This window comes from Caballeronia sp. LZ001 (assembly GCF_031450875.1).
Lineage (GTDB): Bacteria > Pseudomonadota > Gammaproteobacteria > Burkholderiales > Burkholderiaceae > Caballeronia.
Window position 1 is genome coordinate 3,285,041 of sequence record NZ_JARTVX010000004.1, and the last position, 21,205, is coordinate 3,306,245.

At 61.9% G+C, this 21,205-nt stretch carries 18 protein-coding genes; 11 read left to right on the forward strand and 7 right to left on the reverse strand.

What is annotated here, in order from left to right:
- Positions 1 to 2 precede the first annotated feature (2 nt).
- Both gspE and gspD read right to left on the reverse strand, forming a co-directional pair.
- Positions 3 to 1,514, reverse strand: a complete 1,512-nt coding sequence (gene gspE / locus P9292_RS26330) for a type II secretion system ATPase GspE (protein ID WP_409015198.1) — start codon at positions 1,512 to 1,514, stop codon at positions 3 to 5.
- Positions 1,511 to 3,934, reverse strand: coding sequence for a type II secretion system secretin GspD (gene gspD, locus P9292_RS26335; RefSeq protein ID WP_244828143.1), 2,424 nt, complete (start codon positions 3,932 to 3,934; stop codon positions 1,511 to 1,513). The genes gspE and gspD overlap by 4 nt, the downstream gene beginning before the upstream one ends.
- A 624-nt stretch (positions 3,935 to 4,558) precedes the next feature.
- On the opposite strand from gspD, the gene P9292_RS26340 reads away from it, so the two are divergent.
- Positions 4,559 to 5,005 (forward strand): lytic transglycosylase domain-containing protein, encoded by a 447-nt coding sequence (locus P9292_RS26340; protein ID WP_250492851.1) that lies wholly within the window; start codon positions 4,559 to 4,561, stop codon positions 5,003 to 5,005.
- A 182-nt stretch (positions 5,006 to 5,187) separates the two neighbouring features.
- A complete protein-coding gene (locus P9292_RS26345) occupies positions 5,188 to 6,396 on the forward strand; it encodes a GTP-binding protein (RefSeq protein ID WP_309962006.1) in 1,209 nt (402 codons plus the stop codon).
- Positions 6,397 to 6,540: 144 nt separating this feature from the next.
- Here the strand turns inward: P9292_RS26345 and P9292_RS26350 are convergent, their stop codons facing one another.
- Positions 6,541 to 6,819, reverse strand: a complete 279-nt coding sequence (locus tag P9292_RS26350; protein WP_008352404.1) for an HU family DNA-binding protein — start codon at positions 6,817 to 6,819, stop codon at positions 6,541 to 6,543.
- Between the two features lie 299 nt (positions 6,820 to 7,118).
- Here P9292_RS26350 and P9292_RS26355 point away from each other — a divergent pair, with 299 nt between their 5' ends.
- The 8 genes from P9292_RS26355 (at position 7,119) to P9292_RS26390 (ending at position 17,362) form a co-directional block, all read left to right on the forward strand.
- A complete protein-coding gene (locus P9292_RS26355; protein ID WP_309962008.1) occupies positions 7,119 to 8,144 on the forward strand; it encodes a DedA family protein/thiosulfate sulfurtransferase GlpE in 1,026 nt (341 codons plus the stop codon).
- A gap of 83 nt (positions 8,145 to 8,227) precedes the next feature.
- Positions 8,228 to 10,018 carry a bifunctional tRNA (5-methylaminomethyl-2-thiouridine)(34)-methyltransferase MnmD/FAD-dependent 5-carboxymethylaminomethyl-2-thiouridine(34) oxidoreductase MnmC gene (mnmC, locus tag P9292_RS26360; RefSeq protein WP_309962010.1) on the forward strand — a complete coding sequence of 597 codons (1,791 nt, stop codon included), beginning with the start codon at positions 8,228 to 8,230 and terminating at the stop codon, positions 10,016 to 10,018.
- Between the two features lie 779 nt (positions 10,019 to 10,797).
- Positions 10,798 to 12,000, forward strand: a complete 1,203-nt coding sequence (locus P9292_RS26365) for a cation:proton antiporter (RefSeq protein WP_250466215.1) — start codon at positions 10,798 to 10,800, stop codon at positions 11,998 to 12,000.
- A 44-nt stretch (positions 12,001 to 12,044) separates the two neighbouring features.
- Positions 12,045 to 13,160 (forward strand): YbdK family carboxylate-amine ligase, encoded by a 1,116-nt coding sequence (locus tag P9292_RS26370; RefSeq protein ID WP_244826634.1) that lies wholly within the window; start codon positions 12,045 to 12,047, stop codon positions 13,158 to 13,160.
- Positions 13,161 to 13,962: 802 nt separating this feature from the next.
- Complete coding sequence (locus P9292_RS26375; protein ID WP_244826633.1) at positions 13,963 to 14,607, forward strand: MarR family winged helix-turn-helix transcriptional regulator; 645 nt, start codon at positions 13,963 to 13,965, stop codon at positions 14,605 to 14,607.
- 145 nt (positions 14,608 to 14,752) lie between these two features.
- Positions 14,753 to 15,481, forward strand: a complete 729-nt coding sequence (locus P9292_RS26380; protein WP_309962012.1) for a glutamine amidotransferase — start codon at positions 14,753 to 14,755, stop codon at positions 15,479 to 15,481.
- A gap of 101 nt (positions 15,482 to 15,582) precedes the next feature.
- Positions 15,583 to 16,695, forward strand: a complete 1,113-nt coding sequence (locus P9292_RS26385; protein ID WP_309962015.1) for an NADH:flavin oxidoreductase/NADH oxidase — start codon at positions 15,583 to 15,585, stop codon at positions 16,693 to 16,695.
- A gap of 217 nt (positions 16,696 to 16,912) precedes the next feature.
- Positions 16,913 to 17,362, forward strand: a complete 450-nt coding sequence (locus P9292_RS26390) for an SET domain-containing protein-lysine N-methyltransferase (RefSeq protein ID WP_309962016.1) — start codon at positions 16,913 to 16,915, stop codon at positions 17,360 to 17,362.
- A 54-nt stretch (positions 17,363 to 17,416) separates the two neighbouring features.
- Here P9292_RS26390 and P9292_RS26395 read toward each other — a convergent pair whose 3' ends face one another.
- The 3 genes from P9292_RS26395 to P9292_RS26405 all read right to left on the reverse strand — a co-directional run bounded on the left by P9292_RS26395 (position 17,417) and on the right by P9292_RS26405 (position 20,190).
- On the reverse strand, positions 17,417 to 18,937 hold the full coding sequence (locus P9292_RS26395; RefSeq protein WP_370652049.1) for a sensor histidine kinase: 1,521 nt from the start codon (positions 18,935 to 18,937) through the stop codon (positions 17,417 to 17,419).
- Positions 18,938 to 18,957: 20 nt separating this feature from the next.
- Positions 18,958 to 19,644, reverse strand: a complete 687-nt coding sequence (locus tag P9292_RS26400) for a response regulator transcription factor (RefSeq protein ID WP_244826629.1) — start codon at positions 19,642 to 19,644, stop codon at positions 18,958 to 18,960.
- A gap of 282 nt (positions 19,645 to 19,926) precedes the next feature.
- Positions 19,927 to 20,190, reverse strand: a complete 264-nt coding sequence (locus tag P9292_RS26405) for a hypothetical protein (protein ID WP_309962018.1) — start codon at positions 20,188 to 20,190, stop codon at positions 19,927 to 19,929.
- Between the two features lie 2 nt (positions 20,191 to 20,192).
- Between P9292_RS26405 and P9292_RS26410 the strand changes: the two genes are divergently transcribed.
- On the forward strand, positions 20,193 to 20,678 hold the full coding sequence (locus P9292_RS26410; RefSeq protein ID WP_309962020.1) for an Lrp/AsnC family transcriptional regulator: 486 nt from the start codon (positions 20,193 to 20,195) through the stop codon (positions 20,676 to 20,678).
- Here the strand turns inward: P9292_RS26410 and P9292_RS26415 are convergent.
- On the reverse strand, positions 20,654 to 21,193 hold the full coding sequence (locus P9292_RS26415) for a class IV adenylate cyclase (RefSeq protein ID WP_244826626.1): 540 nt from the start codon (positions 21,191 to 21,193) through the stop codon (positions 20,654 to 20,656). The two genes, P9292_RS26410 and P9292_RS26415, sit on opposite strands and share 25 nt — an antisense overlap.
- Between the last annotated feature and the right edge of the window lie 12 nt (positions 21,194 to 21,205).

Below are 21,205 nucleotides of genomic sequence, written 5' to 3' on the forward strand. Positions count from 1 at the left end.
CGTTAATCTCCGCCCGTCACGCGCAGCACTTCTTCGAGCGACGTTACGCCGGTCGCCAGCCAGCGGTTGCCGTCCTCGCGCAGCGTGCGCATGCCTTGCTTGCGGCCCGCCGCGAGAATTTCGGCATCGGCGGCGTTGCGGTGGATCAGCGGACGGATTTCATCGTCCATCAGCAGAAGTTCGTAGACGCCGCGGCGTCCTGCGTAACCCGACTGGCCGCAGCGGTCGCAGCCCACCGGATGCCAATGCGTCACGCCGTCTTCCTCGACGCGCTCTTCCTTGCACACCGGACACAGTTGCCGCACGAGCCGCTGCGCCAGCACGCCGAGCAGCGACGATGCGAGCAGATACGGCTCCACGCCCATATCGGTGAGACGCGTGACGGCCGAAGCGGCGTCGTTCGTGTGCAAGGTCGCAAGCACCAGGTGACCCGTGAGCGACGCCTGCACCGCGATCTGCGCCGTCTCCAGGTCGCGAATTTCCCCGATCATGATGATGTCCGGGTCCTGCCGCAAAATGGAACGCAGCGCGCGCGCGAAGGTCATGCCGATGCGCTCGTTCACCTGCGTCTGGCCAATACCCGACAAGTCGTATTCGATCGGATCTTCCACCGTCATGATGTTGGTGGTGGTGGTCTCAAGCCGCGACATGGCCGCATAAAGCGTCGTGGTCTTGCCCGAGCCCGTCGGCCCGGTAACGAGCACGATGCCGTGCGGACGGCCGATCAGCTTGTCGAAGTTGACGAGCGTGTCGCGCGCCATGCCGAGCTTTTCGAGGTTCAGGCGTTGCGCGTCTTTTTCGAGCAGACGCAGCACCGCGCGTTCGCCGTGTCCGGTCGGCAGCGTCGACACGCGCACATCGACGGGACGCCCGCCCACGCGCAAGGTAATGCGCCCGTCCTGCGGCAGACGTTTCTCGGCGATATCGAGCTGCGCCATGATCTTGATCCGCGAGATCAACGCGCCGTGCAGCGCTTTCTTCGGGCGCACGACGTCGCGCAACGTACCGTCCACGCGAAAACGCACGACCGACGCGTTCTCGAACGGCTCTATATGTATGTCCGACGCCTGTTCGCGCGCCGCCTGCGTCAGAAGCGCGTTGATCATGCGGATGATCGGCGCGTCGTCTTCCGATTCCAGCAGGTCCTCGACTTCCGGAATGTCCTGCATCAGGCGCGAGAGATCGACTTCCCCTTCCACTTCGCCGACAACCTGCGCCGCGCTGCCGTCGTTGCGCGCATAGGCGGAATTGATGGCGGCGGCCAGCTCATCGGCGGATTTGCGCTGGATGGACAGCGCGCCGAAATTGCGCGCGACCTCCGCGAGCGCGGCGTCGGACGTGCGCTCGCTGATCCAAACCTCGATGTTGTCCGCATGCTGATGCGCGAGCAGAATCTGCCCGGTTCGCGCGAAGCTGTAAGGCACGAGCCTGGCCGCGAGCGGCGACGCTGCGGCCGGCGCTTCAGCGTGGTGGGCGAGATTCGTGCGATCGGCTTCGGCGTTCAGCGTATTCACGGCCGTGCTCCTGACGAACTGTTCGAATTGCTCGAACTGTTATCCAGCGGCGTGGTGCTCGGCTGATTGTTGGGCACCGCGTAATTGGTTGGCGCATTGCCGTACGGCGGCTGCTGCGGCTGCGGCAACTCCGAACGCTGCGGCGCTTGCTGATACGGCTGCGGCGCGGGACCCGCGTTCGGGTCCTGGGGCAGCGTCGTGCTCGGCGTACCGCGCGTCAGGTTGCTCCAGTCCAGCAGATTCTGGGCCGGGGCGCCACCGCCTTCGCTCGGTCCAAGCGGCTTCGGCGGCATGACCGGCACGTTCTGATCGCGAATCAGGCGGTTGTCCGTGGTCGAGCCGTATTGTTGCTGGCGCATGTAGTCGTAGCGCGTGTTGGCGATCTGCGAAGCCGTCGCCTGATCGCGCACGATCACTGGGCGCAGGAACACCATCAGGTTGGTCTTCGTGCGCGTCTTGCTTTCGCTGCGGAACAGGCTGCCGATGAACGGGATGTCGCCCAGAAGCGGAATCTTGCTGTTGTTATTGTTGTACTGATCCTGCATCAAGCCGCCCAGCACAACGATTTCGCCATCGTCCGCGAGGATGGTCGACTGCACGGAGCGCGTGTTGATGGTCACGCCGCCCGGATCGGTCTTGGTCGTGGCATCGACGCTCGAATCTTCCTGATAGATCTGCATCTTGAGCACGCCGCCGTCGGTGATCTGCGGCTTGACGTGCAAGGTCACGCCGACGTCGCGGCGGTCGAACGTGTTGAACGCCGTCACCGACGTCGCGGCGTTGGCGGTCGGCGTGGCGTAGGAGCCCGTCACCACCGGCACGTTCTGGCCGACGACGATTTTCGCTTCCTCGTTGTCGAGCGTGATCAGGTTTGGCGTGGAGAGGATGTTGGCGTCGGCGGACGTGGACAACGCCTGCAAGAGACCGCCGAGGCCGAACAGATTGCCGAAGCGGTGCAGCAAGCCGATGTTCAGGCCGTTCGCCAAAAGACCCGTCGAAGCGGTGATCGCCGACGTGTTTTGCGCGACGGCTGCGCCCTGCACGGTCAAATCGAAGATGTTGGTATTGCCCGAGCCGAAGCTCGTGCTGCCGTACACCGCGTTGTTGCCGCCGTTCGAAAGCAGCAGACCCTGCCATTGAATGCCGAGATTGGCCCCGGTGGTGGCCGAGAGTTCGACGATCAGCGCTTCGATATAGACCTGCGCGCGGCGCGCGTCGAGCTGGTCGATCACGGCGCGCAGGTTCCGATAGACCGGGTCCGCTGCGGTGATGATGAGCGAATTCGTCGCCGAATCCGCCTGGATCATGCCGCCGCCCGAGTCGTTGCCGTTGTCGCTGTCCTTGTTCGACGAGAAACCGCTGTCGCGATTGCCGCCCGATCCCGACATCGGGTTACTGCCGCTGCCCGAACTGCTGTTGCCGCCAAAACCGCCTGGCAACGGCGGCACGCCCGACGTGCCGGTGGAGTTCGACGAATTGCCGAGCCCGCCGCTCTGGCCGAACGAATTCGACGAGTTCGAGTTCGAATTGCTCGACGAGTTGTCGTTGCTGCTGCCGTTGCCCTTGCCCATCATGCCGCGCAGGGTTCTGGCAAGACGCGTGGCGTCGGCGTTGCGCAACGCCACGACGTGCATGTTGCCCGGCTGCGAAGTCGGCGAGTCCAGCTTCTTCGCTAACGTTTTCGCGGCTTCGAGCCGCGCGCTGCTGGAAGCGCGGAACATGAGCGAGTTGGTGCGCGGGTCGGCGGTGACGACGACCTTGAGCGTGGCGTCCGTGCTGCCGATCGTGCCGGGGTCGAGCAGCTTGTTCATCTGGTCGGCCACGTCGATTGCGTTCGCGTTCTTCAGCTGGACCAAGTCCACCTCGCGCCCGGCGGCGGTATCGATACCCGCGATGATTCCGGCGATCCGCCGCACGTTGTCGGCGTAGTCGGTGACCACGAGCGTGTTGTTGCCGGGATAGGCCGCGATGGTGTTGTTCGGCGAGATCAGCGGGCGCAACACCGGCAAAATGTTATTGGCCGATTCATTGCGTAACTGGAACACCTGCGTGATGACCTGATCGCCTCGCGCGGCAGGCGAGTTGCCGACATAGGTCGGCACGCCCTGCAGCTTGGCGTCGGCCTCGGGCACGACTTTCAATACACCGTGATCCTGCACCAGCGCAAAACCCTGCATGCGCAGTGAGGCTTGCAATGTCTTCAGCGCCTGATCCTCGGGTACCGGATTTTCCGAGACGAGGTTCAACTGCCCCTTCACCCGGGGATCGACGATGATTGTCTTGCCAGTGGCGGCGCCGATCGCCTTTGCGACCTGGTCGATATCGGCGTTGACGAAATTCAATGTCACTTGCGCGTGCGCGGCTTGCGCGACGATAAGTCCCGCCGCCAGCAGTGCCGTCGCGATGCGACGCAGTGCGATAGGTTGTCTTCTCATGAATGTGTTGTCTAAGCGAACTTCTCGGGTAAAGCCCGCTAAGGCAGCACCGCTCGTCAAGCAGAGGCGCCGCCGATCGTTTCCGGGCTAGCTTGCCCGGGCGACGATCATTTCAAAAAATTGTGACGATAGCAGCAACGCGTAACGAAATTATTCAAAAAATCGTTCAAGACCAGAATTTTCCCTAGCCGCCTTCGCTTACTGAATTCCGCCGCTCTCAAGCTTTCAACGAACTTGCCGATAAACCGTCTGTGAAGCCTTCACAGGCTGGCCCATGCGCGCGGGAGACGAATTGTAACCCGACTCGAAGTCTTATTATTCAGACGTTTAAGAACGCCTTCCGCCGCGCGGCTGGCGGAAAACGGCTGACCTATGGCGCGCCCTCGCCGGGGTGTATGTCTGCTGGCTAACTTATGGCGTCAAACTTCAGCGGGTATGATACGGGCGGTTCCGCATTCCGGGCGGCGACATCGGGGGTGGGTTTTCCCGATGCCATACGGCTGCGAGCGTGCTTTGACTGGCGCCGACGCGGATGAATGACGTTAGGCGCCCGGTCGCCGAATTGGCGGCGTGACGCTTTTCCGCGTGGGCGGATGGAGTAGAAAGAAGATGAAGAGATTCCTGCGATTACTTGCGATGGCCGGCGGCGTGATGCTCGCGGCTGCTTCCGCACACGCCGACTGCTTCGACGAGGCAGCGAAGTATCAAAAGGTCAATCCGCTCATCTTGCGCGCCATCGCCTGGCAGGAATCGCACAACAAACCCGACGCCATCAACAAGAACGCCAACGGCTCGACCGACTACGGTCTGATGCAGATCAACTCGATTCATCTCAACACGCTGGCTCAATACGGTATCTCCAGCGGCACGCTGATGGAACCGTGCAAGGCCGTGTACGTGGCCGCATGGCATCTGCGCCAGAAGATGAACAAGTATGGCAATTCGTGGCAGGCCGTCGGTGCTTACCATTCCGAAACACCCGCATTGCGCGACAAGTATTCCTCGCAGATCATCGATATCCTGCGTCGCTGGAAGTTGCTTCAGGCTTCCAAGTAAGTTCGGCCCGGCGCTCAGGCGCTTGCGTCCTTGCGCCTTTCATCTGCATTTGATGCAAAATCCCTTCTCCGACAGCGCGCACCGTTGACCATTGTCCGGCGTGTCGCTTCGCCTGTGCGCGGGCTTGCCGTTTGCCGCGTGTCCGCCTGCCTCCCAAATGCCGCTCGCCGGTCATCATCGCAATGAACTCAACGCCACTCCCAATCACCGTGATTTCCGGATTCACCGGCGCGGGAAAGTCCGCGCTCGTCAATGCCATGCTCGCCAACGACGAAGGCGTGCGCGTTGGCGCCGTTAGCGTCGCCCACGAAGCGGACCCGGTCGAAGCAATCGAGCGCGACATCGCAGCGCTTGCCGAACAGCAGCGATTCGATGCGATCGTCGTCGAGCTGCCGCCGTTCGTGAACCCGCTCGATATCGCGGAGCAACTTGCTTTCGGCGACGACGAGCAAGCGACGCTCGGCGGTCAGGCCGTGCTCGATACCTTCGTCACTGTGATCGATGCGGCGAGCTTCCTGCGCGATTACGCATCGACGGATTCGCTCGCGCAACGCGGCCTTGCATCGCACGATGACGCGCACGACGAAGGCAGGACGGTGGTCGAGTCGCTCATCGAGCAGATCGAATTCTGCGATGTCATCGTGATCAACAAGATCGACCTCGTCGACGAAGAGGCGCTCGAAACGCTCGCGAGCATTCTTCATGCGCTCAATCCGCGCGCGCTTCAGGTGCAGACGCAGTCAGGCAAGGCGCCCATAGCCGACGTGCTCGATACGAACCGCTTCGATTTGGACAACACGGCAAGCGCGCCTGGCTGGCTCGCGATTCTCAACGACGAGCATCCGTCGAACGGCGAGCCGGATGCGTCGGGTGTCGGGCATCTCGTCTATCGCGCGCGCCGGCCTTTTCATCCGCAAAGACTGTGGGAACTGCTGCATCGCGAATGGACGGACGTGTTGCGCGCCAAGGGATTCTTCTGGCTCGCCACGAGAAGCGAAGTGGGCGGGGCGTTGTCGCAAGCGGGCGGGACGCTGCGGCATGGTCCGGCGGGCGTGTGGTGGGCGGCGCAGGATCGCAGCGAATGGCCAACGGACGATCCCGAGCTCGAAGCGGATATCGTCGCGGAATGGTTCGGTGACCCGGATGACAACAGCGTTGGCGATCGCGGGCAAGAGCTGGTGCTGATCGGCCTCGATCTCGACGTGGCGGCATGGGACGCCAACTTCGATGCATGCCTGCTCACCGACGAGGAATGGCTGCTCGGCTCGGACGGCTGGCGGCATCTGAACGATCCGTTTCCTGCATGGGATATCGACGATCACGAGCATGAACACGGCGATCACGATCACGAGCACGGTCCGGATTGCGGCTGCGACGGCCACACGCACTAAGCCAAACCGCACGAGTCGAGCGCGCGAAAAAAAACCCGCCGAAGGCGGGTTTATGTGTTGCTGCGGTCTGTCTGCGCGCACGCGGATTAACCTGATTCCGAGGCGCCGCGCTAAGAGCGCGTAGCGCCACAATCGGCAAGAAACTTACCGCTTGTTCACTGCGTCCTTGAATGCCTTGCCAGCCGTGAACTTCACCGTCTTTGCGGCCGGAATCTTGATGGACTCGCCCGTCTTCGGATTACGGCCGGTGCGCGCTGCGCGCTTGCCCGAACCGAAGCTGCCGAAGCCGATCAACTGCACTGCGTCACCTTTCGAGACAGCCTTCTTGATCACTTCGAGCAGGGTGTCCAGCGTTTCGCCGGTTTGAGCTTTGCTTGCGCCGGTCTGAGCGGCTACGGCGTCGATCAATTCCTGTTTGTTCATTAAGGTTCCTTTATCAGTTTAGGTTGACACGAACAGCGCGAACGCGCCGATTATACGTGCGCGGGCCGTGCAGTCGAGTAGGGACGGCCTTCCGGCGCGCCTTTGCGACGAACTGGCGTTCTTTCGCGCCACTTCTACGGCCATGCTTCGCTTCATTGCCCTCGCGCCGCCTCTATACGCGGCGCTTGGTATGATAGCGCAGCGCAAACCCAATCAGGACAAGGGTTTCAAAGATTTACCCTTATATTTTCCGGGCTTGCGGGCGGTTTTTTTGAGCACAGAACTCCGGGGTGCGGTCCATGCTACGCGAGCTGATCATCGAATACGGGCTGCCGTTGGTTTTTGCCAACGTTCTGCTGGAATGCCTTGGTCTGCCGCTGCCAGCCTTGCCCACATTGGTTCTGACGGGCGCCATCGCAGTCACCGCGAGCCTCGGAAGAAGCGGTCTCACGGCCATGTTTCCCGCCTCCGCATTCGCGCCGCTCGTCGCTATCGTGGTGGTCGCAAGCACCGCCGCGTTGCTCGGCGACACCCTCTGGTTCTGGCTCGGACGCCGTTATGGCAGCCGCGTGCTGGGCGTTCTGTGCAAGCTTTCCATCTCGCGCGACACGTGCGTGAACCGCAGTCTCGACTTCTTCGGCCGCTTCGGCGTGCGTATTCTCGCGGTATCCAAGTTCATCCCCGGCCTTTCCACGCTGGCCATTCCCGTGGCGGGCGCGACCGGCGTCGGCTTCGGCACCTTTCTGTTTTATGACGCACTCGGCGCGATCCTTTGGTCGGGACTCGGCGTGACGTTCGGCGCTATGTTCGCCGATCTCGTCGATAAAGCGCTCGCCCTGCTCGACTGGCTCGGTCGCGGCGTCCTGGCATTCGCGGTCGTCGTGCTCGCGCTATATCTCGGCGCGCGCTGGTGGCGCCGCGTCACGTTGTTGCGACGCCTGCGCATGGCGCGCATCGAGGTTGCGGAGTTGCGCGCGTTGCTTGCGAGTGAACCACGGCCGCTCGTCATCGATGTTCGTCGCGGCGAGCGTCGCGCGATGGACCCGTATGCCATTCCGGGCGCGCTGCTGCTCGATCACGGCGGCATCGCGGCGCAGCTTGCGGGCATCGAGCGCGATCTCAAGATCGTGACCTACTGCGATTGTCCGAACGAAGTATCCGCGGCGTTGGCGGCAAAAGACCTGATCGCGCATGGTTTCGACGATGTCGCGCCGCTCTTCGGCGGTCTCGAAGCATGGCGCGCCGCCGGTCACGCGGTCGAACCGATTGCGCTCGAAGGCACGATGCCCAACGCCTTGCATGCGGCCAAAGCGCCGTCTGTCTAGTACATGCTCGATGTCTTGCCGTCTTCGTCCGGTATAGCGGACGCCTTCGCTTCCCTTCCCTTTTTCGCATGACCGAATCATCGTTGCCTACGGACAAGCTTTTCGAGCTGCACGATCTTCCCGCGCGCTGGCGGCATCGGCGCGTCTTTACTTTCGTCGATACGCAATTCGCGCACACCAACCGCTTTCTCGACATCTGGCGACGTTGGCGCGATGACAACGCGCGTTGCGAACGTCTGCATGTAGTCGTGATCGCGCCGTTGCATGCGCTCGATGCAGCGCCGTCGAAGAACGGCGACCCGCTCGCGGACGCACTGATAAATGCCTGGCCGATGCGCGTCTCCGGCATGCATCGGCTCGAATTCGATGCAGGGCGCGTGGTGCTGACGCTCGCCATCGGCGATCCGAACGACATGCTGTCGAGACTGTGGCTGCGCGCCGATGCCTTCCATCTCGACGCCGCCGCCTTCGACAATCCGCAATGGTTGTGCAAGGGCATCGCGCGGCTTGCGGGCGACGATGCAACCGTATCGGCGACGAACATCGCGGACGCCGCCTCGCTGCGACGCGCATTGGAGGCATCGGGTTTCACGTGTGCCGACGACCGAAGCGCGCGCTTCGCCCCGCGCTGGCGCGTGCGTCGTCACGAACCGCCGCGCGCGTCCGCTGTCCAGTCGCGCGAAGCCATCGTGATCGGCGCGGGACTCGCGGGCTCTGCAATGACATCGCGTCTCGCGGCGCGCGGCTGGCATGTCACGCTCATCGACCGGCACGAGCTGCCCGCGCGCGACGCGTCGGGCAATCCGGCTGGCGTGTTTCATCCCATCGTCTGGCGCGATGACAGCGTCGCCGCGCGGCTCACCCGTGCGGGCTTTTTGTTCGCGCTGAGTCAGTGGCAAGCGCTCGAAACGCGCTCATACGACTTGCAACGTAGTCGCGATGGCTTGCTGCAAATCGCGGACACGCCCGAAGACGCCGCCGCGATCGCCGACGCCATCGCCCGTTTCGCGTATCCGCGCGACTACGTGAGTTCGGTATCCAGCGCCGATTCATCGCGTATCGCAGGCGTGGATGTCGCGCGCGGCGGATGGTTCTTCCCGCACGGCGGCGCGATCTCGCCGGCATCGGTCTGCTCGGCGCAGCTTGCCGATGCCGGCGCCGCGCTGACGACGCGAATGAACACGGAAGTGGCGCGCATCGAACGTGATGGTGACAACTGGCGCGTCTTCGACACGCACGACGCGGAGGTCGCGCGAGCGCCGATTCTCGTGCTGGCGAACGCGCATGAAGCTGCGCGACTCGCACATCTCGATGATGCAACGACGAGCAGCGTTCGCGGACAACTCAGCGTCCTGGACAGCACCACGCTCGATGGATTGCGCGTTCCCGTCATCGGCGAAGGTTATGCGGTGCCTTTGGGCGAACGAGGCACGCTGATCGGCGCGACCTATGACATCGACGATCCCGATATCGAAGTTCGTGACGCAGGGCATCGGGAAAACATCGAGCGCGTTGGAGCCATGCTTCCGGCACTGCAAGCGACGGCGCATGTGAAGCAAGGCCGCGTCGCGTTCCGTTGCGTGACGAGCGACCGCATGCCGATGATCGGCCAGTTCGCCGATGCAGCCGCCGCGCGCGCCGACGCCGCCCGCCTCAAAGGCGCGTGGCCGCTCGACCTGCCGCGCATGCCGGGTTTGTATGGCGCGTTTGCCTTCGGTTCGCGCGGGCTCGTCTGGGCGACGCTCGCCGCGGAACTCATCGTCTCGCAGATCGAAGGCGAACCTTGGGTCATCGAACGCGAACTCGCCGAGTCGATCGATCCCGCGCGCTTTTTATTGCGAGCGCTGCGTCACGGTCAATTCGACGCAACGTAGTTATCCAAGCCGGGTTGTGGATAAGACCCGGGTTTACCGAAGAACGAGTTGTGGACTCGTTGTGCACGTAAACGGGACAACCTGCACGAGTGCCCGAGCGTCCCGAAAGTTGTTCAAAGTTGACCGCCATGCCTGAACATGTTTACCGCTGCGTTCTGCTTTCCACAATTGCTTGTTTGGAAAGGAGAAATTGGTCTTATCCACAGGTGAGGCAGGTGCTTGTTAACTACTACTACATGTATATACAGTAAACCTGTAAACACCTGACACAGAGGCTATCGGAAGAGAGAAATCGAATCCGCAAACCGCCCGCCGGTCAGCCTTGCCGCCTTCGCGCGTGCGCGGCTGTCGCTTTTACTCATAAAAATCATGAGCCTGGACTTCCCTGTCACGGTCATCGAGGTATGGCACAATCGCGCTTCTTCCCGCGTCGCGCCGCTCAGACGGCGACCGCTTCAACGGAACGATGAGCGCGCGCCACGAATCTGATCAACCAGGCCGCGCTGTCGTCTGGCCGTCGGCCCGCCTCCGGGCAAGCGCCGCTTGTCTTGCCCGCATCCGTCACCATCTCAATGCGCGCGAGTCGTAAGCCGCGCGATGGAGCCGGATGCGTCGTCTAATTCGTGCACGGCTGGTTCCGTGACGCCGTGTTCGTTCGCTTTCGTTTCATTTGAATGAACTCATTCGCCTGAACAGGCGAGCCGCTCGGATGCGCCGCGCGCGCAAAGTCACGCAACAGAACGTGCATCCTCTGCTGCAACGAAGGAGAAGCAAACACGATGAATTCGGCCTTTTCGTTTTTGCCCGCCTGGCCGCTCGAACCCAATGCCATTCTTTGGGCAGGTCTTGCGCTCGTCACCGCCGGCCTCGCCGGAGAATTGCTCTGGCGCGCATGGCGTCTGCCGCGTATCACGGGCTATGCGGTCATCGGGCTGATCGCCGGTAACGCGGGACTCGGTGTGATCGACGTCAGCGCAGGCGCCATCTCACGGCCTCTGCTGGATGTCGCGCTCGGGCTATTGCTCTTCGAACTCGGCGGCCGGCTCGATTTGCGCTGGATCCGCCGCAATCCGTATCTGATTCTGTCGAGCATCGCCGAAGCCACGCTTACCTTCGGCTTCGTGCTGATTGCGTTGATGTTATGCAACGTGCCGACAATGCCTTCGATCGTCATCGCGGCCATCGCCATGGCGACGTCGCCCGCAATGGTCATCCAATTGAAGACCGAATTGCGCGCCGAAGGACAGGTTACGCAGCGTCTTCTCACGTTGACCGCGTTGAACAGCATGTACGCGGTGATCGTCGAAAAGCTCGCGGCCGGCGTGTTGCATCAGGAAATTTACGGCAATGCGTTTGCAACCATCCTGCAGCCGCTTTATCTGCTGATCGGTTCGCTCGTGCTGGCCTTCCTGCTCGCGCGTGCATGCAACCTGCTGTATCGGCGTCTGAATGCGAACGACGAGCACTCCTTCGTCGCGTTGTTCGGTCTCGTGCTGCTGGCTATCGCGATCGCGCATATCTTCAAGCTGTCGATCATTCTTGCGCTGCTTGCAGCAGGCATCATCGTTAAGAACGCTGATGAAAAGCCGCAACTCTGGCCTACGCATTTCGGTTCCGCTGGATGGCTGCTGACCGTCATTCTTTTTGCGCTGACACTGACGTCATTCGAATGGCGCGATATCGCGCTTGGCGGTGTAGCGGCGCTCGCGCTGATCGTCGCGCGCTTCATCGGCAAGCTGGCCGGCGTGATGATTTTCGCGAAGCCGAGCGGCCTCGACTGGAAGCAGGGCGCGGCGTTGGGCGTCGCGCTCACGCCGATGTCCGCGCTTGCCTACCTGCTCGTCGACGACATGTACGTGCTTTATCCGAGCTACGACCCGACGCTTCGTGCGATCGTCATGTGCTCGATCGTCGTGCTGCAAATCGTGTCGCCGTTCCTGGTGTACCGTAGCCTGTCGGCGGTGGGCGAGCGGCGCGAATAGGCGCCGCACGGCACCGCACGGGCATTGAATTTTTTAGAGGCGTCATGGCACTCGAACCATTTATCGACTCCGAGCCGTTCACCTTCGGCGTGGAGCTTGAGATCCAGGTCGTCAATACGCACGACTACGATCTGACCCGCGCCGCGTCGGACCTCATGCGTCTCATCAAGGACGAAGAGATTCCGGGCAACATCACGCCGGAAATCACCGAAAGCATGATCGAGCTTTCGACCGGCATCTGCACGACGCATGAACAGGCCGTCACCGATCTGCGCAAGATTCGCGATACGCTGGTCGCGGCGGCGGATCAACTCAATGTCGGCCTTGCCGGCGGCGGCACGCATGCTTTTCAGCAATGGAGCGACCGGCAAATTTACGACGCGCCGCGCTTCCAGTACATCTCCGAACTCTATGGCTACCTGGCCAAGCAATTCACGGTGTTCGGCCAGCACGTGCATATCGGCTGTCCGGACCCGAATAGCGCGCTGTTCCTGTTGCATTCGATGTCGCGCTATATTCCGCACTTCATAGCGCTTTCGGCATCGTCGCCGTATATCCAGGGTGTCGATACCGGCTTCCATTCGGCACGGCTTAATTCGGTATTCGCGTTCCCGCTTTCCGGACGCGCGCCGTTTGTCCTCACGTGGGACAGCTTCGAGGAATACTTTTCGAAGATGGTGCACACGGGCGTCGTGAACAGCATGAAGGACTTCTACTGGGATATCCGGCCGAAGCCGGGTTTCGGCACCATCGAGGTTCGCGTGATGGATACGCCGCTTTCTGTCGATCGCGCTGCGGCGATTGCTTGCTATATACAAACGTTGTCGCGGTATTTGCTGCTCGATAAACCGCTTACGCCGCAAGAAGACGATTACCTCGTCTACACATTCAATCGTTTCGAAGCTTGCCGCTTCGGTCTGGAAGGCACTTGCGTGCATCCGCAGTCGGGTGAGCGGCACACCATCGGCGAAGATATTCTCGCAACGCTGGATGTACTTGCACCGCATGCCGAAGCATTGGGTTCGCAAGCGGCGCTCGCGCAAATCGCGGACATTGCACGCGGTGGCATGAATGACGCCACTTGGTTGCGCGGCGTTTTCGACAAAGAGAAGTCGCTCCATGAAGCCGTACGTCAGCAATGCCTGCAATGGCGCGCATGACGCTGCCCTTACACACGCGTTGAAGTGAGAATCAAGACGAAAGGCCGTTTCGATGAAAGTCGAAACGGCCTTCGTGCTTTGAAACTTCGGTCTCGCTATGTTGTGTATGAAACGCGTGCATGCGGAACTTAGGAATAAGCTCGTTGCCTGAACGTTACGTGAATCGTACGGCATCTCTAAGGTTTCCCGTGAGAAGTCCGTATACCTACGTAATAGAAGGTAACGAGGGCTGCGCGACGCTATGGGAAACGTTAAAAAGCGCTGCAAGGTCAACGAATTGGAAAAACGATAAGGCGGTGAATCAAAGTTGAATGGATGCGCGCGGCCAAGGATAAGACAAAGGGTGGTCGAAAGATGCCTTGGCTTATCGAGAATTCGCTCACAACCAAACGCTACGTTTTTCCACGGGTTATCCACAGTTTTGCGTGAATAATTAAGGTGTACGTTTGTTCTAGGTCGCTTAGAATGGCGACGTTGCCGACGGCGCGTCATAGTCGGCAAAAACATAGCGCCGCAACCGGTCACTTTAGACGCAAAGCAAGATTGTCGAGCAGGGTGGTGAAGTGGCTGGTGACAAGATGGCGCATAACGAAGAGGGTTGCATGTCCCCCATTCAGGCAAAGCGAATTGGCTTGGTACGCCTGAATTTTGAGACGGCGGGGACCACGACCTGAAGGCGGTCTTTGGAATACTGACAGCAATGCACAGGCAGCAGGTTCCTGGGGCGGCTTAGGGGACGTGGTGTTCGTTGGTTAGCGAACATGCCGTCAAAACCCATAAGCGGAACAACAAGCGAAAGATCATGAGTGAAGGTTTATACGGAGAGCAGGCGACGGGGCGGGTGACCCACGGCCTGCTGAGGCTGAGCACAGCGATGCGCAGCCAGGCCTGGGAATGGGCGGAAGGCGCGGGGCTTACGCCAACCCAGGGTGAAATTCTCGTACTGCTGATGCAGCGCAAGGGGCCTATGCGCCTCGGCGAGATTGCACGGGAAACCGCGCTGACCGCCGCGACCACTAGCGACGCCGTGAGCACGCTCGAAGGCAAGGGGCTCGTCGAAAAGCGCCGTGCACTCGACGACGGTCGCGCACTGGCGGTGCGTCTGACCGCACGCGGCCGCACGGCCGCCAAGCGCGCGCTGCAATGGCCGGACTTCCTCGCGAAGGCGGTCGGCACATTGCGTGAAGAAGAGCAAGCGGCGCTTTACCGCAGCTTGCTCAAGACCATCCGCCAGCTCGAAACACAACAGCAGATTCCGGCGCATCGGATGTGTCTGTCGTGCGCGCATTTCCAGCCAAGCAAGAATCCGAAGAAGGTGCTGCATCATTGCGCACTGCTTCAGATCGACATGGCGGATACCAATCTGCGTCTCGACTGTTCGGTATACGAAGAAGCCGACGTCGCCACGCAGAAGAAGAGCTGGAAGGTCTTCGCGCAAATCGCCTGAACGGCAACGGCCCGGGACAACCCGGGTCGATCGGTGCAAAGGTACGCTGTGAGGCCGCGTCGAGTCGGTTAGACTGTGCGGGTCGCGCCTCCTGGCGAGGCGCGGCTCGTCTCTACTCCGCAGTCCGAGCCACGGAAACCCGCCGATGAAACATGAAGTCCTGGCGATTCGCCACGTCTATTTCGAAGATCTGGGCAGCCTCGAACTGGTCCTCGGCGACCGCGGCCATCTCGTGCGTTATCTCGACGTGGGCCGCGGACGCATAGACGCGCCCGATCCGCTCGATGCATCGCTCATGGTCGTGCTCGGCGGGCCGATCGGCGCCTACGACGATGCGCAGTATCCCCATCTGGCTCCGCTTTTGTCGATGCTCGAAAAGCGCATTGCGGCGGGCTTGCCGACCATCGGCATCTGTCTTGGCTCGCAGCTGATCGCGCGTGCGCTCGGCGCGCGCGTGTATTCGTCGGGAAAGCTGGAGCTCGGCTGGTCGCCGCTTGCGCTGACCGACGCCGGGCGCGCGTCGCCGCTGCGTCATCTCGAAGCTGACGGCAAATCCATTCCCGTATTTCACTGGCACGGCGACACCTTCGATCTGCCGCAAGGCGCGAGCTTGCTTGCATCGACGGAAGCTTGCGCGCATCAGGCGTTCTCGTGGGGCGAGCATGTGCTTGCGCTGCAGTGCCATCCCGAAGTGCTGCCAGACCGGTTCGAGAGCTGGCTCGTCACCTATCCCGCGGATATCGCCAGGAGCGGCGCCACGGCCGTCACGCTGCGTGAAGAGACGGCGCGCCACGGTCCCGCGCTCGAACGTGCGGCGCGCGCCATGTTCCACGAATGGCTCGACAAGTTTCCCTGCACCGAACGTCAGGGCTGAAGGTCAAGGCGCGGATTGCGGCGGTTGGCACCGCATGCATCCTGCACGGAAGAAATCCCGATGCTATTCTCGATCGCATCTTTTCTCACCGAGCCTTCGACATGAGCGCGCTTTTCACTCCCAAGACCTTACGCAGCCTTCAGCTTCCCAATCGCATCGTCATTTCGCCGATGTGCCAGTACTCCGCCGAACGCGGCGAGGCCACCGCGTGGCACATGATCCATCTGGGCCAACTCGCGCTCTCGGGCGCGGGCATGCTCGTCATCGAGGCGACCGCGGTCGAGCCTGACGGCCGCATCACGCCCGGCGATCTCGGTCTTTGGGACGACGCGACCGAAGCCGCGCTGCGTCCGGTGTTCGCGGCCATCCGCCAGTATTCGGATATCGCCGTGACCATGCAGCTCGCGCACGCGGGCCGCAAAGCGTCGAGCAACAAGCCGTGGGATGGCGGCCAGCTGATCCCGGTTGCCGACGGCGGCTGGATGACGCATGCACCTTCGGCCATTCCGCACAAGGAAGGCGAGACGCCGCCGCTCGCGCTCGATGCGGCCGGCCTCATTCGCGTGAAGGAAGCGTTCGTCGCATCGGCGAAACGGGCGGCGCGGCTTGGTATCGACGGCATCGAGGTGCATGCGGCGCATGGTTATCTGCTGCATCAGTTTCTGTCGCCGCTCGCCAATCAGCGCACCGACGAATACGGCGGTTCGCTCGAAAATCGCATGCGTTATCCGCTCGAGATTTTCGAGGCCGTGCGCGCCGCATTTCCCGCCGACAAGCCGGTTGGCGTGCGCGTGTCCGCGACGGATTGGGTCGAGGGCGGCTGGACCATCGAGGACACGATCGCGTTCGCGGCGGAACTGAAGAAGCGCGATGTCGACTGGATCGATGTCTCGTCGGGCGGCGTATCGCCGCTGCAGAAGATCACGCTCGGGCCGGGCTATCAGGTGCCGTACGCACAGGCGGTCAAGGAAGCCACGGGCGTGACGACCATCGCGGTCGGTCTCATCACGGAGCCGCAGCAAGCCGAAGCTATCGTTGGTAGCGGCAAGGCGGACTTCGTCGCCATCGCGCGGGCCGCGCTGTACGATCCACGCTGGGCGTGGCACGCCGCCGCCGAGCTCGGCGCGACCGTCACGGCGCCGCCGCAATACTGGCGCTCGCAGCCGCGCGAACTGAAGAACCTGTTCGGCGACGTGGCGTTCGGCCAGCGCTAACCAACATCATCAGTCGATACCCACGGATACTCACGGGCCAGTTGTTCGACAGCGGCCCGGGAGTGTACGATAACGATTGAGTTGAACAGCACGTTCAACCATGCCAACGCGGCGCCTCAGCGGCCACCGCGTTTTTTTTATCCGCTTTCGTCGAGACGATCCAAGACGAAGTGGACATGAAGCCAACCCAACACCTCGTTTATTAAGGATTCGTTCGATGAGTTCACGCAGGATCACCGTCCGCCGCTCGGGAGTACATGGCAAGGGCGTATTCGCCGTGAAGCACATCGCGGCGGGTGAGCAGGTGATGGAATACAAGGGCGAGCGTATCTCGTGGAAGGAAGCGCTGCGCCGGCATCCGCACAATCCGGATGAGCCGAATCACACGTTCTACTTCGCGCTCGACGACGGCAGCGTGATCGACGGCAAGATCGACGGCAACAGCGCGAAGTACATCAATCATTCGTGCAAGCCGAATTGCGAAGCCGAGGAAGTGGAAGGGCGCGTGTTCATCCACGCCCTGCGCGGCATCGAGCCGGAAGAAGAGCTCAATTACGACTACGGCCTCGTGATCGAAGGCCGCATCACCAAGAAGCTCAAGAAAGAATACGAGTGCCGTTGCGGCGCGAAGAAGTGTCGCGGAACCATGCTCGCGCTGAAGAAATAGGCGCTTGCAACGCCATGGTAAAGAAGCCACGGCATGGAATCATGCCGTGGCTTTTTATTTTGCGGCGGCTGGCGCCGCGCCGTCCTTGAGCGGCATACGCACGATGAAGCGCGCGCCGCCTTCCGGAGCGTCTTCGTAATGCACCGTGCCGCCGTGCAGCGAGATGATGTCGTGAACGATGGCGAGCCCGAGTCCCGCGCCGCCTTCCACCATCTGACCGTCGCCACGAAAGAAGCGCTTGAAGAGATCGGGTTGCTGATCCGGCGGCACACCGGGACCGTTGTCCTCGATGACCACTTCGCCGAAACGCTTGCCTTGCGCATCGTGCCAGTCGCCGATGGTCAGCGTGATGCGCGAACCTTCATGACGCGACGGCGGCACATACTTGAGCGCGTTGTCGATGAGATTCGCGATCACCTCGCGCGTCAGCACGATATTGCCGCGCGCCATCATCGGATGTTCGTTGTCGGGGTCGTCGAGACGCTGAAAGCCCAGATCCACGCCCGCCGACAACGCGCGCGGCACCCATTCCGCGCCGGTTTCGAACGCGAGCGTGGCGAGATCGAAGTCGGTGAAACGCGCGGCTTGTTCGCCCGGTTCGGCGCGCGCGAGCGAAAGCAGTTGATTCGACAAACGCACCGCGCGATCCGCCGATGCGCGCAGTTCCTTCACCGCTTCGATGGCCTTCGCCGGATCGCGCGAACTAAGCGCTTGCTCCGCGTGCAGCTTGACGGCGGTAAGCGGCGTGCGCAATTGGTGCGCGGCATCGGCGATAAATTTGCGTTGTGCATCGAGCGCGGCCTGAAGACGCACGAGCAAGCCGTTCATGGCGCTCGTGAGCGGACGGATTTCGCTTGGCACGAAGGTTTCGTCGACGGGTTCGAGCGAGATGTGGGTCTGCTGGTTGAGCGTGTCGGCGAGATCGGTGAGCGGGTTCAATTGCTGATTCACCACGCGCCATACGATCACCCAGCCTGCGAGCAGCAAAAGCAGCAGCGGCATCATGATCGCGAAGAGAAACTCCACCGCGATTCTGTAGCGCGAGCCCACGCGCTGCGCCACTTCGACGACGATAGGATTGCCCGTCGGCTGCGGCACGCGCACTTGCGCGGCGCGCACGCTCACGCCCTGATAGTGCGTTTCGAAAACGTATGCATAGTGGATGCGCCGCACGGCGGTGCCGGTCAGCGGCAGATCGGGCTCGCCGGCAATTTCCTGGTCGCCGGTGCTGATGCGATAGACGAGCTGCTCCACCGGATCGGAGAACATCGCCTGGGCGAGCGGCGGAACGGTGACGGGGGCATCGACGCCCGCGAGCTGAATCTGCTTGGAGATGGCGGTGGCGAGATCCGCGAGAGAACGGTCCACCACGTGCTGCGTGTACTGCCACGCGAGCCAGTACGCCATCAGGCCGCTCATCAGCGCGAGCAGGGACAGCGGCGCGGCCAGGCGGCGCAACAGCGTGCGCCGCAGGCTCGGTGACGCGGGAACTTCGGTGGCCTTAGATCGCGCCAGATCGAGCCAATCTTCGCGGGCGAAACGCTGATCGCCCGCGCGCCGGGTGGGAAGTCGCAAACCGTTCTACCGCCGGGACGTCACGTCGCCTGACGGATCTCCTGAAGCAAATAGCCGAAGCCGCGCACCGTCACGATTTCCACACGCGTGTTTTCGAGCTTTTTGCGCACGCGATGCACATAGACTTCGATGGCCGTATCGCCGAGATCGCCGCCGAAATGCGTCAGGTGATCCTGCAATTGCGCCTTGCTGACGACGCGGCCATGACGCAGCAGCAGCATTTCCAGCACGGCGAATTCGCGCGGCGACAGTTCGAGCGGACGCTCGTCGTTGAAGATGCGGCGATCCACGCCCGACAGACGCAAGCCGCCCAAGGTGACTTCGGGGCGCGGCACGTCGCCGTGCGGGCCGCTACGGCGCATCACGGCGCGAATGCGCGCTTCCAGTTCCTGCGGCTCGAAGGGCTTGAGCATGTAGTCGTCGGCGCCGCTGTTCAGCCCTTGCACGCGGTCATGCAGTTCGTCGCGCGCGGTGAGGATGATGACCGGCGTATGCCGGTTGCTCTGGCGAAAGCGCGCCAGAAGCGTCATGCCGTCGATGCCCGGCAGGCCCAGATCGAGAATGACCAGTTCGTGGCGGTTTTGCGCGAGCGCTTGCTCGGCGAAGATGCCGTCGTGGACCATATCGACCGTGAAGCCCGACTGTTCGAGGCTGCTCTGGATGCCGCGCGCAATGGGGCGGTCGTCTTCAATCAGAAGGATTCGCATGAACTCGCTCAAGTACGATGGGTTTAACCCGAGCCGGCGCCCAAGCCGGTGACATGCACGACGCGGCGGCGCGGGTTCGAGCCGGATCAAATCCGTTGATTCTCATGCGGCGTCGCGCGAACGTAACCTCGAGCCGCGAGCGGCCGTACACCGGATGACTTTCTGCCTGAACGTTGCCCAGGCTAGTTGCGCTGCTGATTGTACAGCGTCAGTCAGAAGTGCCGGTCGATCGGCCGGGTCTACGGGCGCGCGTCACGCGGCTAGATTACACGCCCTTATAAATCAGCCTGCACGACCGAAAGATTTCAGCACGATTTCTTTCTTCAAGCTTCGCATCGGCTTCCATCCATGACGGGAAGCTGGCAAAAGGCGCTTTTCGATCCTTTCGATCATGTCACGGTTGGTAATACGGCTGTTACCTTGTCGGTTGCCGTAAGCAGGCGTTAAGCTCCGCGCGAAACGGCCCTTCGGCGCGTCGGGTATGTGAGTGATGGCACTTTCATGCGCTAAAGTCGCATCTTCGTTTTCGCTTTCGCTCGCGCCCAATCATGCTGGAACTCGATCATTTCGGTCTCGCCTTGCTCGATGTGCTGCAACGCTTCGGCCGCGCCACGCATCAGCAATTGGGCGAGCAGGTGCCGCTGTCGCCGTCGCAGATCGGCCGTCGACTGCAGCGGCTCGAAGCGACCGGCGTGATCGAAGGATATCGGGTGGTGTTGCGGCCAGAAAAGCTCGGCCTCGGTGTGACCGCGTTCACGAGCCTGAAGCTCAAGCATCACGGCGATTCGATCATCGAGGAGTTTCAGCAGCAGATCGAGACGCTGCCCGAAGTGCTCGAATGCCACGCGACCGTTGGCGATGCGGATTACCTTCTGCGGATCGTCGCGCCCGATCTGAACGCGCTGTCCACCTTCGTGATGAAGAAGCTGATGCGCGTTCCCGGCGTCGATAGCGTGCGCTCGAACATCGTTCTCACGACATTCAAGCGCAACGGTCCGCTGCCGCTAGGTCACTTGTCGACCGATTCCGCCTGAAGCGTCGGATTCAGCAAGTCGACATAAGCAACCGGCACCAGATCCGTCTGTTCCACGCCAAGACGCGCGAACATGGCGTGCGCTTCTTCCTCGCCGCCGGCTTCGTCGTCTTCCTGACCCAGCAGCACTTCGAGTTCGATGAAGTCCCCAAGCCCATCCACGCGATCCAGATGGATGCGCGTGCGCCCGACCAGATAGACATGCCTTTCCTTCGTGACGATGCCGCGCGTGGTCAGCGCCTGCGCGAGCAGCGTATGCATGGCTTCGGGATTCGTCACGGGACTGCGCGAGTAATACGAGACTTTCGGGCCGTCGCGGTCGTCGCGCTGATAGAAGATCAGCTCCGATGGCGTGCCGTCGTCGAACTGACGCAGCTTGAGACGGCCGGTGGGCACGTCGTAGAAGAAGTCCTGCTGGCGAAACACCAGCGGCCTGTCGGTGGCGAGCGCGGCGGCGCGCTCACGCAATTGGTCGAACTGATGAGCGCGTGCCTTGATTTCGATGTTGCGTGCCATGGAGGACTCCGG